12 protein-coding genes are annotated in these 13,942 nt (G+C 35.5%); 9 read left to right on the forward strand and 3 right to left on the reverse strand.

What is annotated here, in order from left to right:
* Positions 1–8: 8 nt before the first annotated feature.
* The 4 genes from AC1Z3T_RS04380 to AC1Z3T_RS04395 all read left to right on the forward strand — a co-directional run bounded on the left by AC1Z3T_RS04380 (position 9) and on the right by AC1Z3T_RS04395 (position 4,386).
* Complete coding sequence (locus AC1Z3T_RS04380; protein WP_004831040.1) at positions 9–278, forward strand: hypothetical protein; 270 nt, start codon at positions 9–11, stop codon at positions 276–278.
* 357 nt (positions 279–635) lie between these two features.
* Positions 636–3,275, forward strand: a complete 2,640-nt coding sequence (locus AC1Z3T_RS04385) for a bifunctional aconitate hydratase 2/2-methylisocitrate dehydratase (protein ID WP_004831039.1) — start codon at positions 636–638, stop codon at positions 3,273–3,275.
* 100 nt (positions 3,276–3,375) lie between these two features.
* A complete protein-coding gene (locus AC1Z3T_RS04390; RefSeq protein WP_419319668.1) occupies positions 3,376–3,594 on the forward strand; it encodes a hypothetical protein in 219 nt (72 codons plus the stop codon).
* Positions 3,595–3,663: 69 nt separating this feature from the next.
* Positions 3,664–4,386 (forward strand): hypothetical protein, encoded by a 723-nt coding sequence (locus tag AC1Z3T_RS04395; protein ID WP_419319666.1) that lies wholly within the window; start codon positions 3,664–3,666, stop codon positions 4,384–4,386.
* Positions 4,387–5,005: 619 nt separating this feature from the next.
* On the opposite strand, the gene AC1Z3T_RS04400 is transcribed toward AC1Z3T_RS04395, so the two are convergent.
* On the reverse strand, positions 5,006–5,527 hold the full coding sequence (locus tag AC1Z3T_RS04400; protein ID WP_227560932.1) for a hypothetical protein: 522 nt from the start codon (positions 5,525–5,527) through the stop codon (positions 5,006–5,008).
* 41 nt (positions 5,528–5,568) lie between these two features.
* On the opposite strand from AC1Z3T_RS04400, the gene AC1Z3T_RS04405 reads away from it, so the two are divergent.
* Positions 5,569–5,904 carry a helix-turn-helix domain-containing protein gene (locus AC1Z3T_RS04405; RefSeq protein WP_004831035.1) on the forward strand — a complete coding sequence of 112 codons (336 nt, stop codon included), beginning with the start codon at positions 5,569–5,571 and terminating at the stop codon, positions 5,902–5,904.
* A 336-nt stretch (positions 5,905–6,240) separates the two neighbouring features.
* Here the strand turns inward: AC1Z3T_RS04405 and mqo are convergent, their stop codons facing one another.
* The gene (gene mqo, locus AC1Z3T_RS04410; protein WP_005029317.1) at positions 6,241–7,884 is read right to left on the reverse strand and encodes a malate dehydrogenase (quinone); all 1,644 of its coding nucleotides are present in this window, start codon (positions 7,882–7,884) and stop codon (positions 6,241–6,243) included.
* 320 nt (positions 7,885–8,204) lie between these two features.
* On the reverse strand, positions 8,205–8,690 hold the full coding sequence (locus AC1Z3T_RS04415) for an Lrp/AsnC family transcriptional regulator (RefSeq protein WP_004831033.1): 486 nt from the start codon (positions 8,688–8,690) through the stop codon (positions 8,205–8,207).
* Between the two features lie 461 nt (positions 8,691–9,151).
* Between AC1Z3T_RS04415 and AC1Z3T_RS04420 the strand changes: the two genes are divergently transcribed.
* From AC1Z3T_RS04420 to AC1Z3T_RS04435, 4 genes are all read left to right on the forward strand, one after another.
* Complete coding sequence (locus AC1Z3T_RS04420) at positions 9,152–10,135, forward strand: ion transporter (protein WP_004831032.1); 984 nt, start codon at positions 9,152–9,154, stop codon at positions 10,133–10,135.
* 74 nt (positions 10,136–10,209) lie between these two features.
* Positions 10,210–11,241: a hypothetical protein gene (locus AC1Z3T_RS04425; protein ID WP_100885067.1), complete on the forward strand. Its 1,032-nt coding sequence runs from the start codon at positions 10,210–10,212 to the stop codon at positions 11,239–11,241.
* A gap of 506 nt (positions 11,242–11,747) precedes the next feature.
* Entirely contained in the window at positions 11,748–12,461 is a 714-nt protein-coding gene (locus AC1Z3T_RS04430; RefSeq protein WP_228153697.1) for a tetratricopeptide repeat protein, read from the forward strand.
* 462 nt (positions 12,462–12,923) lie between these two features.
* On the forward strand, positions 12,924–13,937 hold the full coding sequence (locus AC1Z3T_RS04435; protein WP_100885068.1) for a sensor domain-containing diguanylate cyclase: 1,014 nt from the start codon (positions 12,924–12,926) through the stop codon (positions 13,935–13,937).
* The last annotated feature ends 5 nt before the right edge of the window (positions 13,938–13,942 follow it).

The raw sequence follows: 13,942 nt of genomic DNA on the forward strand, positions 1-13,942 counted from the left end.
AGTGTGCCATGGAAGTTGTTGCATATTTACATAATGCCGATTTGCTCTTAGAAGACGAACAGGGTGTGGCTGTGATTAGTGGAAGCCATTATGTACTGAGTTTAGGCGATCAAGTTTTTTTCCAAGACCTTATCGATGAACAAGCAAAATTATATCAAGTCAAAATTTCTTTTGCTTGTGCTGATCATGTCATGTTGCATGAGGATGAGGTTCAGATGAAATTCGAAGGCTGTCGAACAGAATTTCAAAAATATACAAACAGTACAACAGTCCACTAAGGTGGAATGTACTTAAGCTGCAAAAAAAGGCAACATCAGTTGCCTTTTTTATGTATGAAACAAGCTCAAGTGAATGTAAAAGACTTTTTGAAGTCAGTATTTTACAAAATTATTTTTTTATAATTTTTTGTGCCTGTTCTAAAAAATAGCGTTAAATGCAAAATCGATGCAAATACAGACTCAGCTGCGCAGAAAAGTGATGAGTATTTATTTATAAAATAATGGGCATCACGAATTAATACGCTCTTTGCATTAACTTTTGGCTTGATTTTTAGTAAAATTTGACAGTCCATATTGCCTGTGAAGCTTTTATAAGCAGGAATTCACAGGTAAATTTTTAAAAAGAGGAATAACACCGTGCTAGAAGCTTACCGCCAACACGTTGCAGAACGTGCCGCACTCGGAGTCCCACCGAAGCCACTTGACGATGCTCAAACTGCTGACTTGGTTGAATTATTAAAAAATCCACCAGCAGGCGAAGAAGCATTTTTAGTAGATTTGCTTGAAAACCGTGTTCCAGCAGGTGTTGACCAAGCAGCCTATGTAAAAGCAGCATTCTTAACTGCTGTGGCTAAAGGTGAAACGACTTCTCCATTAGTTTCTAAAGAACGCGCGGTTTACTTACTAGGTACTATGCTTGGTGGTTACAACGTAGCTCCTTTGGTTGAATTGCTTGATGATGCAGCACTTGCTGAATTAGCTGCAGAAGCATTGAAGAAAACACTTCTTGTATTTGATGCATTCCATGACGTTGCTGATAAAGCGAAAGCGGGTAACGTAAATGCGAAAGCAGTGATGCAATCTTGGGCTGATGCTGAGTGGTTTACTAGCCGTAAAGATGTTCCTGAAGAAATTAAACTGACTGTTTTCAAAGTTACTGGCGAAACAAATACTGATGATTTGTCTCCAGCGCAAGATGCTTGGAGCCGTCCAGATATTCCATTACATGCCAATGCAATGTTGAAAAACGTTCGTGATGGTATTAACCCAGAAGTTCCGGGTGAAGTTGGTCCACTTAACCAAATTAAAGAACTTATTGCGAAAGGCAATCAAGTTGCTTATGTTGGTGATGTTGTCGGTACAGGTTCTTCTCGTAAGTCTGCAACAAACTCTGTGCTTTGGTTCTTTGGTGATGACATTGCTCACATCCCGAACAAAAAAGACGGTGGTTACTGCTTAGGTTCTAAAATTGCACCAATTTTCTTCAACACCATGGAAGATGCTGGTGCATTACCTGTAGAAATTGATGTTGCTAACATGAACATGGGCGATGAAATCGTTCTTAAGATTGATCATGCTGCTGCAAAAGTTACTGCGTTCAAAGCGGGTGAGCAAATTGCTGAATCTGAGTTAAAAACGCCAGTTCTTCTAGACGAAGTACGTGCTGGTGGTCGTATCAACTTGATCGTGGGTCGTGGTTTGACTGCGAAAGCACGTGAAGCTCTCGGTCTTGCTCCTTCAACTTTATTCCGTACTCCAGTTCAACCTGAGAATACGGGTAAAGGCTTTACTCAAGCTCAAAAAATGGTTGGTCGCGCTTGTGGTCTTCCTGAAGGTCAAGGTGTTCGTCCAGGTACTTACTGTGAACCTAAAATGACTACTGTTGGTTCTCAAGATACAACAGGTCCGATGACACGTGACGAATTGAAAGACTTGGCTTGCCTAGGTTTCTCTGCTGACCTCGTGATGCAATCTTTCTGTCACACTGCGGCATATCCGAAACCAGTTGACGTTCAAATGCAACACACGCTTCCTGATTTCATCATGAACCGTGGTGGTGTTTCTTTACGCCCAGGTGACGGTATTATTCACTCTTGGTTAAACCGTATGCTTCTTCCAGATACTGTTGGTACTGGTGGTGACTCACATACTCGTTTCCCAATCGGTATTTCTTTCCCTGCAGGTTCTGGTTTAGTCGCTTTCGCTGCTGCAACGGGTGTTATGCCACTTGATATGCCTGAATCAGTGCTTGTTAAGTTCAAAGGTAAAATGCAACCTGGTATCACGCTACGTGACCTTGTACATGCGATTCCTTACTATGCAATTCAAGCTGGTGACTTAACTGTAGAGAAAAAAGGTAAGAAAAACATTTTCTCTGGTCGTATCTTAGAAATCGACTTAACAGAAATGGAAACTGACTTAACTGTAGAACAAGCATTCGAACTTTCTGATGCTTCTGCTGAACGTTCTGCTGCTGGTTGTTCAATCACTCTTTCTGAAGCGAAAGTTGCTGAATACTTGAACTCTAACATCACGATGTTGAAGTGGATGATTTCTCAAGGTTATGGCGATGCACGTACTATGGCGCGCCGTGTTGAGAACATGGAAAAATGGTTAGCGAATCCATCTCTTCTTAAAGCTGATGCTGATGCTGAATATACGAAAGTGTATGAAATTGATCTTGCTGACATTAAAGAACCTGTTCTTTGCTGCCCGAACGATCCAGATGACGCTAAACTTCTTTCTGACGTTCAAGGTGTTAAGATTGACGAAGTATTCGTTGGTTCATGTATGACTAATATTGGTCACTTCCGTGCTGCTGGTAAATTACTTGATAAAGTACCTGGTGGTTCATTGTCTACTCGTTTATGGTTGGCTCCACCAACACGTATGGACGAGCATCAATTGATGGAAGAAGGTTTCTATAACATCTATGGTAAAGCTGGTGCACGTACTGAAATGCCAGGCTGTTCATTATGTATGGGTAACCAAGCACGTGTAGCTCCGAACACGACTTGTGTATCGACTTCTACACGTAACTTCCCGAACCGTTTAGGTCAAGGTGCAAATGTTTACTTAGCTTCTGCTGAGCTTGCATCTGTTGCTGCGGTATTGGGTAAATTACCTTCTCCAGAAGAGTATCAACAATATGCTGCTCAAATCGACAGCATGTCTGCTGACATCTATCAATACTTGAACTTCGATAAGATGGGCGAGTATACAGATGCTGCGAAAGACATCGATACTAAGAAAATTGCTGCTGCTCAATTGTCTTAATTGAATAAGTAGTTGGAATAAAATCCCACTTAATGTGGGATTTTATTTATTAAATATAAATTCATTGATAATAAAATTTAAATTAGAGAAATTTAGTCTTATGAAATTAAAAAATATATCATTTATTTTATTAGCATTTTTTTCTGCAGAAGTGTTTGCTGATGTCTCTTATACAAAGTTAGCTAAAATAAAATTAGCTGAACCAAGTGAAATTGAAAAAAATGAGGAAGTTCAATCAAACATGATGGATATGATTGAAGATGGTAAATTTAAAGATATTTCTAATAAAGCACAGACATTACTAAAAAGTGAAGAATAAGATATTGATGGAAAATTTAAACATACTAGTTATCTAGATAACTTTATTGGAATAGTGAATAGGCACAGGGTGGTTTCTTCTAACTATTACTCTGATAATATAAAAAAAGCACAAGAATGGATTAGGGTGGAGCCAGAATCTCCATTAGGGTATATTTATTATGCCTTCTGGGGCAGACAGCAAGCATGGAGTGTTAGAGGGAAAAGTTACGCTTCAGATGTATCACAAAATAATATGCAATTTTTTGCAGATGAATCGATAAAAAATTTAAATTTCTTATTAGAAAATTATGATACAGCGTCAAAAGATCCATTTTATTATTATATCCTATTAATGATATTACGAGATATTGGATTGGATGACGACTATTTTAAAGCTTATCAAGATGGTGTCATAAAATATCCAAAACAACGAATGATCTATAATACGTTTATGTCAAATTTTGTGCCAAAATGGTTCGGTGAAAACTATGATGCTGTAAGAATGATTATTGATAATATACAAGAGTTAAATCCTAATGAGAAAGATTTTTACTATTATCATATTATGTATACTACAAACAAAAATAAGTATGATTTGAATAAGCTTAAAGTTGACTGGAACCGTGTTGAACAAGGAGCAGTTGATTCACTTTCTAAATTAGCTTCCTTAGAAAAAATTGAACATATTCGGATGTTATATTGTTCATATCCCGGAAATAAAAAAAGACTGGAAAAATTATTTAATTCATTTAAAGCAAATCAATTAGATGAAAATTATATAAAAAATAGTTTAAATAGTTGTCAGGATTAGATAGCGCACCTCATTTTTTGGGTGGTAAGATTGAACGAAGGAATCTTATTTTTATAGATTTAATAACTAATGTAAGTTTAATGCAACCATACATTTAACTTATTGGAAAAAATGAATCTTAACAGGGTCTTGCTGAGTTTTAATCCATTTTTTGGATCAGCCTGCGGCTAGCCATACTTGTTTTGGCATGAGGAGCGACGCTCCGCAAGGGCAACCATCTTGCGCAGCGACATCGCTGCTCACCGCAAAACTCGTCAACCACCAGCAATATATTTAATCAATCGCAGAAACCACTCCTTATAAAAGTAGTTCTGCCTCGAACAGTTGCGGATGACGTTTCCGAGGGTAATATTTCATCAAAGATTTTTATCTAACTCAGGTTAACTAAAAAAATCTTGCATGTTCATAACATAATTTAGAAACAGGAGTTCCTGATTCAGCTTGCTTTAAAATACTTATGATTAAACTGTTTGAATATTTAGATATTTTCATAAAAATCTCTTTAACAAGATTATTCGATTTTCTACTTTGAGTTCAATTCCTTTGAAGGAGGATTATCGTAGGTCTTTATAATTTAGGCTAAGTAAAAAGTGATTTATGAAAAAAGTCCAAAGAAAACTCATGAAATATATAGACTTTCAATAATAGCAACCATCATCATTTTAAAATTCAAAATAACAATAATCGAATTAATATTCAGTGGGTCAAAATCAGTATTGATAGAGTCAAAAAATGCCAATAGCATAGGGTAGATCTGTTGATCATCTATAAATAAGGTTGCATTTGGATTGAAATATTGAGAATAATAATCAATCTTAATATCTGCATATTCTGGATTTTCAAATTGAGTTAATACAAATTGCTTATTCGTATCACTGATACTATTTGAACAAATGGTAAATAATAATGCTGTGCAAAAATAATAAAACTCTTCTTTATTCACTACTTTTATATTTAAATCAAATAAATAATTTTCAAGTGCTGTTTGAATGATAATAATAACATCGGCTAAATCTGTAGAAATATTTTTAACAATATTTGAATGCTTCATCATTTTTCTAAATTTTAGTGAATGAGTGTGTATTGTATTGCAAAACTCTTGTTTTGTAAAACAATACTTTTGATGCACAATATATTGCATTGCAATACGCTTAGGATACTTTGTTAAGCTAATATCAAGGAATGGATATAGGTCATGCAATACGTTATTTGCGAAAACGGAAGGGCTGGACTCAACAGCAATTAGCCGATTTTTCCAATACTTCAAAAAGTAACATTTCCAATCTTGAGAATGGCAATCAAGGGTACAGTCCTGCAATACTCCAGTACCTTGCGGAAGCTTTTAATTGTTCTGTCGCACAGCTATTCTTATTGGCTGAAAGTTTAGATGAGCAAGAGAATGTCTCAGAAAATTGGGATAAGATGCCTATCGATGCTTTATTTATACAATTACCCAAAGATATTCAAGATAACTTAAAACAACTGATATATAGTTTGATTCAAAATAAATCATCGTAATCTATTTTTATAAGTAAATTATTACATTTAAATTTTTATTATTCCAAAATTATAATGATCTGTTTTAAATCAATTTGATTCAGTGAAAATAAATAAAGTTTTTGTTCATCTTTTATAAATTAATCAATTGGATAAAGCTTAAATTTCTTTAATAACTATTTGCTTAATCAGAAAGTTTTTGGGGAGGCATTAAAAAGCCCCTTATTCAGGGGCTCCTCGTATAGCTCACGCTATACTCATATAAGGCTCATCTCATACTGTATATATTAAAGCACAAAATCAGTCATTCAGCCATAAAAAAGATGAGCCTAAGCTCATCTTTTAAATCAACGCAAATTAATGTGCATTTGCAACAGCAGGAGTTGCTGTGGTCGCATCATTAGCAGCTTTACGTGTAGGTGTATAATTTAAACCCAAAGTAGCGCTGGTATAAGTACGTACTTGATCCAGTAGAGCAGGGTTGCTGTTTAAATCCTGTTGATAAGATTTTACAATCTCATGCAACTTAGGATTCCATTTACCTTTTACTTGCTCAGGGAAAGCTTTTTCCATCAAACTCAACATAATATATGGTGAAGTTGATGCACCTGGAGAAGCACCAAGTAACGCAGTGATTGAACCGTCTTTAGAGCTAAAGATTTCAGTACCAAACTGAAGGGTAGCTGGTTTGCCCGGTGCTTTTTTGATGATTTGAACACGTTGACCTGCTTGGCTTAGGTTCCAATCTTCAATTTTTGCATCAGGATAATACTTTTTCAATTCATTGAACTGATCTTGCTTAGACATCGCAACTTGACTCACCAAGTACTTCACTAAGTCTAGATTTTCAACGCCAATGGTTGCCATTGGAATGACATTGTTTTTGTTGGTCGCATCAATCAAATCAAACTGAGAACCATTTTTAAGGAACTTGTTTGAATATGTGGCAAATGGACCAAACAACACATATTTTTTACCATCAACATAACGAGTATCAATGTGTGGAACAGACATTGGCGGTGCACCTAACTCAGGCTTACCATATACTTTTGCAGTATGTTGTGCTGTAACAGCAGGATTATCTGTCATTAAGAAGATACCACCGATCGGGAAGCCAGCATATTGCTTGGTTTCTTCAAGACCTGTCATCTGCAATAATCTGATTGCAGCACCACCCGCACCAATAAATACATGGCGAGTTTTAACATGGCTTGCTTGATTGGTTTTTAGGTTCTTAAACGATACAGTCCAAGTCTTGTCTTCATTTTGACTGATGCCAGTTACTTCAGTTGATGTTTCAAGCTTGAAGTTTGGTTGCTTCTTCAAATGATCAACTAATTGTGTGGTGATTGAACCATAGTTGACATCTGAACCCACATCCATACGTGTCGCTGCAACTTTTTGATTTGCATCACGACCTTGCATGACTAAAGGCGCCCATTGTTTGATTTCATCAGGATTCTCAGTATATTTTAATCCTTCAAACATTGGACTTTGACGCATTGCATCGTAGCGCTTCTTCATGTAGTTCACGCTATCGCCCCAAACAAAGGCAATATGAGGAACAGGATTAATGAAGCTAGATGGTTGACCCAAGACACCATTTTTGACTTGATATGACCAGAATTGCTTACTTACTTCAAATTGTGATGCAGTATCAATGGCTTTTTTAATGTCAACTTTACCGTCTTTTTCAGGGGTATAGTTCATTTCCATAAAGCCTGAGTGTCCAGTACCTGCATTATTAAATCCTGCAGAACTTTCTTGACCTACTTGATCCAATCTTTCATACATTTGGACTGTCCAATCAGGTTCAACTTCATTGAGGTATGTCCCCAATGTCGCACTCATAATACCGCCACCGACAAGTACCACATCAACAACAGGTTCATCAGCTGCTGTAGTCACTTTTTTAGAGCTAATTGGTCTGAATAAAAAGATCAGTCCAATAACAAATACAACTCCGATGACAATCAGTAGGTATTTAAAAAATCTCTTCATATATTTCCTGTTTCATCAAGTTTTAATAATATTGTAATGTAGAAAAGTTACATAAATGTTAGTTTGTGTAATGTTTTTTTGCGTAAACGATTTAAATATATGAAATAATTTGTTTTTAAATTTGTAAAGATGTGAGTAAAAAATAAACAGATTAAATTTTGAATAGTAAATTTGTGTGATATTTATACGAAAAATCCTTAGACTAAAGTATTATTTTTTGTAGGTGTTAGTGTTTTTATTCATTAAAATAGTGTGAAAAATAAGCGAACAAAGAAGAGTTTTTGATCGCTCATTTTTTTAAACTCTTCTTTAAAATTTCGCTATTCAATCAGCATCAGGTCTGCTTTATTTTCTAATTTTAATGGACGTAAAGCAAAAATAGATCGAGTATGACGAATGCCTTTCATTGAGTATAAGTTTTTACGTAAAAAACGTTCGTAATGTTCGGCATTCTTGACCGCGACTTTAACCAAATAATCATAATCTCCTGTCACCAAATGTGCTTCAACCACTTCTGGCATTTGACTGAGCGCATCACTAAATTGTTCTAAAATTTCATCATCATGACGTTCTAAGGTGATTTCGATAAAAAAGAGTTCGTTAATCCCAATTGCCTTGGCATTGATTGTCGCAGTATAACCTTCAATCACATTTAAAGACTCAAGACGTTTAACGCGTGTCCAACATGGAGAAGAGGAAAGTCCGACAAGTTCTGAGAGTTGAGCGATAGTTAAACGCCCATCTTGACGAAGTGCCGATAAAATTTTGCGATCAATTCGGTCTAAGGTGTATTGGCTATCATTCATAAGCTGTACCACAGAAAATATTTTCGAAAAAATAAAGATATTTGAAAAATCATTCCGAAAAAATTAAAGATTTATATAAAATACGGAAAACATTCTATTCAACATAGCGCTAAAATAAACTTATTAAATCAAAGACATTTGGGAGACTGGCTTTGATTTGGCGGATAGTATCTTTAGAGGAAGGGTGCCTTTAACGATACTGTCCGCTGCTTATTTGTCAGCTTAAAAAAGACTTTATAGACTTCTCAAAGATTATATATTTATGTCGCTATATTGAATCTAGTGCGTCAATTTCTGTGATTATATAATAAAAATTTATGAAATAATGAAAATATATTTATGTCTTTAATAAAGCTTTATTGCTGAGTTCAAGCTGTAAATTTGTAAAGCTCAGGGCATGATGATGTGCAATTTAGCCAATCCGTATTAAAATGAGTCATCTTTAAAATAAAGAACAATTGATGCGCTTCACAGCTTGGTACACCCTCAGAAAATTTGTTTATGACAATCTACACAATGAAGATTATGAAACATGGTTTAGTCGTGCGATCAATTTTTCGCTCATTTTTCTGATTATTGGAAATGTGATTGCTGTACTTTTAGAGTCCATTAACGATGTGTATAAAGCGTACCAACTTTATTTTGATACTTTTGAAGATATATCCATAGTGGTTTTTACGGTTGAATATGTTTTACGTTTTTGGAGTATTGCCGAAAAAGAACCTTTTGAATCTGAATGGAAAGCTCGCTGGAATTACGTAACAAGTGGGGCCGCAATTATTGATTTGCTGGCAATCTTGCCTGCATATATCAATTTCTTTGTACATATCGACTTGAGATTCCTGCGGATTTTACGTTTATTGCGTTTGTTAAAACTCACTCGTTATTTTATTTCACTACAAATTCTGTTGCGTGTAATTGAACGTGAAAAAGGCTCTTTTCAAGCCGTCATTTTTATTTTAGTGATCATGATCGTGATGGCGGCAGCAGGCATCTATGTTGTGGAAGGACGAGCACAGCCAGAAGTATTTAGTTCTATTCCTGCCTCAATGTGGTGGGCAGTCGTAACATTAACAACAGTGGGTTATGGTGATGTCACACCTATTACGCCACTGGGACGTTTTTTGGGCGCAATGATCACGATTCTTGGCGTTGGTTTAGCGGCTTTACCAGCAGGTATTTTGGCAAATGGTTTAGCCAATGAACTTGAGTTAAGAAAACAGCAATTAGAATTAAAATTCAGAGATTTATTGCAAAGTTGTGAGATTGATATTATCCATGATGAAGAAAAAATAGACAATATTCGCCGAGAAGTTGGTCTATCTATTGATCAAACCCGTGACATTGTTTTACAACTCATTCGTGAAAGAAAAGAAGAAGAGGCGGAAAGAGAAAAGAATAAATACTGTTTTTGCCCACATTGCGGACATAAGTTACCTGAGTAATGTTGAGTCAAGCTGTTGTAAAATATGATTTATATCGGTAAAATTTTTATACTTGATTCTTATTAATTTTACCAATGATTAAAAAAATTTTATTAGCTGTACTTGCTGTGGTCCATTTTAATAATTCTGTTTATGCAGATGTAACTGAACAAGATTATAAAAAACTTGGAAAAATGACCATTATTCGTGGTGATACTTATAGTGAAGCATTGGCTATTAAAGAAGAAATAATGTTGTTGCTTGCGAAAAAAGACTTTAAAGCGCTTGATCGTCTTATTTCCAAAGAATTAAAGTCGGAAGCAATTTTTTTAAATGGTAAGAATAGGCATACCATATATTTAGAGAAACTTGCTGAAATAACAGAAAGATATAGAACACGGGATGAGTCAGTTTGGGAACAACAACAGCAACTTGCTGATGAGTGGTTAAAGGCAACGCCTAAATCACCTTTACCATATCTGTTTCAAGCCTATCTATTGGGTGCGAAATCATGGGTCTATAGAGGTGGAAATTATATCCATGAAGTCTCTCAGGATGACCTTGAAATTTTTATAAAATTACAAATGCAACGAATCTCTTTTTTACAAGAACATAAAGAGATTGCCTCCAAAGATCCTTTTTATTATGTTGCTTTATTAAAATCATACCAAAATTTTGATGCAGCCAAAGAGGCTTATGCAACATATAAAGAAGGTATTGCAAAATTTCCTTCATATCGTCCGATTTATAATACCTATATCGCGATTAATGATCAGAAATGGCTTGGTGGCTATCCTGGAATGATTAATGAGGTGATCGGTGACATCCAGCGTTTAAATTCTGGTCCAAATCAGGATATGTATTATTATCTGATCGTTTTTACGGCTATTGATCGAGGAAACCCATTTAATCTAGAGCGTAACAGCATTGACTGGGATCGAGTTGAACGTGGTTCAATACTTGCCTTAGAACGTTATCCTTCATTTAGCCGAATCACTCAGGTTGCTGAGCTAATGTGCTCTTTTAAGGGAAATCGAGCGCGTATAAACCGCCTATATAGTGCATTTGGAATTGAACAAATACCTGAATCCTTAAAGAATACAATGGTGAACAGCTGTCCTGAGTAATAGGATTCAAGCTTATTCATTGACGATATGACGCTTCAACCTCTGGAGCTGTAGAAGTAAAATCAAATAATGGTATGTGGTAAACATAAAATAGTTTGATAGACACTTAACAATCTCACATTGCTTTATTTCAACCAGAAAGATAGGGATCAACAGAACGAGATACAATGCAAATTTTTGATTCAAAGATTGTTTTTAACTTGTTTTGTTGAATTGTTAAGTGTCGGCTTTGAGGGACTTTTTTATAAAATGATGAGAGACAATTCATATTGAAGTGCATTGCGGCGATATCTATCGTTGTGCTTTTAGTATGAACGTTTGTAAAACTGCACTTTGGGAAAAAGACAATTCATAGTATTTGAATATCGCTTATTTTTGTTTAACATATTTTACGCTTACATAGAGATGCGTTTGTACGAGTGGAAATAAGAAAATTTATATATATTTCAATTTTAAAACTGATGTTATTGAGCAATGTTGTATATTCAGCTGATCTTGAAATCAATGTGACAGAGATACAACAGAAAGCGGCATTGAACCAAAAACAAGCACTTTTTGATTTGGGATATTTAACGCAGACTGGTCAAGGTGTTGAACAGGACCTACCAAAGGCAATAGAACTATATAAAAAGGCTTCAGCCTTGGGGCATCGTTCGGCGAACCATAATTTAGGTTTAATTTATTTTTATGGAAAAGGTGTCAAACAAGATTATCTTGAATCCGCAAAATGGTTCAAAATTGCTGCCGAAAGAGATGTTACTGACGCTCAAAGAAATCTACTCAAGTTGTATTATCGTCATCTTATTCCGCGCGATGAAAAATATATCGAGCAGTTACTCAAGCAACTTGCCAATAAGGGAAATGATGAAGATATTTATGCATTAGCGCAATATTATTATTTCGAACGAGAAGATATTGCTTCTGCAGAACCTTATTATTTAATACTCGCAGAAAAAGGAAATACAAAGGTTTTCAATCGGCTGGGTTCTATTTACTTCAAAGGTGATGGTGATAAGCGCAATTATGCAGAAGCTTATAAATGGTTTAAAAAAAGTGCCGAGAATGGTGATCGAGATGGACAATATTTAACTGGCATGATGCTTATGGGAAATTTCGGAATTTCCGAAGATAAACAGACAGCAATTTACTGGCTTAAAGCGGCAGCAAAGCAAGGTCAAACTAAAGCCTCAGAATATCTCGATTTAATGTACAAGCAATAGCTCAATGCTTTGGATGATGATGGCATCCTCTTGCTCAATCATTTTGTTCATTATTCTTTGAATATTTAAAATTTATTTCATCTTAAAAGAAATTTGACGGTTTATCCTGAATAATCTGGCACAGATTGAATATTTATTGGTGTTTTTGATTAAAAAGTATTCAGATAATATTAAGGAAATCACATTATTTTAAATTATACGTTGATAGAACGGATGATTGCCAATCAAACGCTGACACAGCTCAATAACACATGTTAAATTGAGTATTTCATCATGAATTTAGTGAGCACAGTAATATACTTTAAATATGAATCATCATAAGATGTGTTTCAAAGTTTTAATGCATCTTCATTGTATTTCGTTCATATTTTACAGTTAATCAAAAATGAAAAATATGATTGATGAAGTATTGCGATCACTGTGTATTTCTTCTTGTATTGTATAACTCGTCTAGGATGATGTATGTCTAAAACGAAACAACCAACAGCCAAGCAATTGCTTTCAGTCATTCAAACACAGACGGCAATTGCTAAATTGGGTTTAGACATCAATGCAGTAATGACATTGGTGGCTGAACAAGTTCAACTGATTACTCAAGCCAAAGGGGCAATTGTAGAACTCGCTGAGCATGGGGATATGGTTTACCGTGCTGTATCGAATGGTGCAACTGCATTTCTGGGTCTACGTTTAAAAATGGATTCTAGCCTTTCTGGGTTGTGTATAGCTCAAAATCGCACACTTTATTGTAAAGACAGCGAAGTAGATGAGCGTGTTGATCGAGAGGCATGTAGACGAGTTGGTTTACGTTCAATGGCTGTCGTTCCATTGATTCATTCTGATGAACCGATAGGTGTTTTAAAAATCTATTCAGAACGTGTAAATGCATTTAAAGACGCCGATATCAATTTATTGACACTGATGTCGGAGTTGATTGCCGCGGCAATGTATCATGCTTCGAAATTTGGTGCGCAAGAATTATATAAATTAGCAACGCAAGATACTTTAACTGGGTTGGCTAATCGTGCTTTGTTTCTGGACTGTTTAAGACAAGGGGTAGAAAAAGCAAAACGTACTCAAAAACTTTTGGGAATATTGATGATTGATATGGATGGATTAAAGCCAATCAATGATCAATATGGTCATCGTTTAGGTGATGAAGCGTTAAAGGAAATAGGGAAGCGTATTGTAAGTACTACTCGGCAAGATGATTTAGTGGCACGTTTAGGTGGTGATGAATTTGCGGTAATCTTAAGTAGCTTAGGTGATCAAGATTTAGCAAAGAAAGTGATGAATCGTATTGTAGAGGCATGTGGACTACCGTTTGTATTTGAAAATGTTAGACTGAATATGGGGGCAAGCGTCGGATTGGCGTTTTTTCCTGAAGATGCATTGGAACTGAATAAGTTGATCGAGTTCGCTGATCTTAAAATGTACGAACATAAACGTGCCCGTAAAGTGATCAATTTGAATGTATAAATGTA

The organism is Acinetobacter sp. B-6 (genome assembly GCF_056930735.1).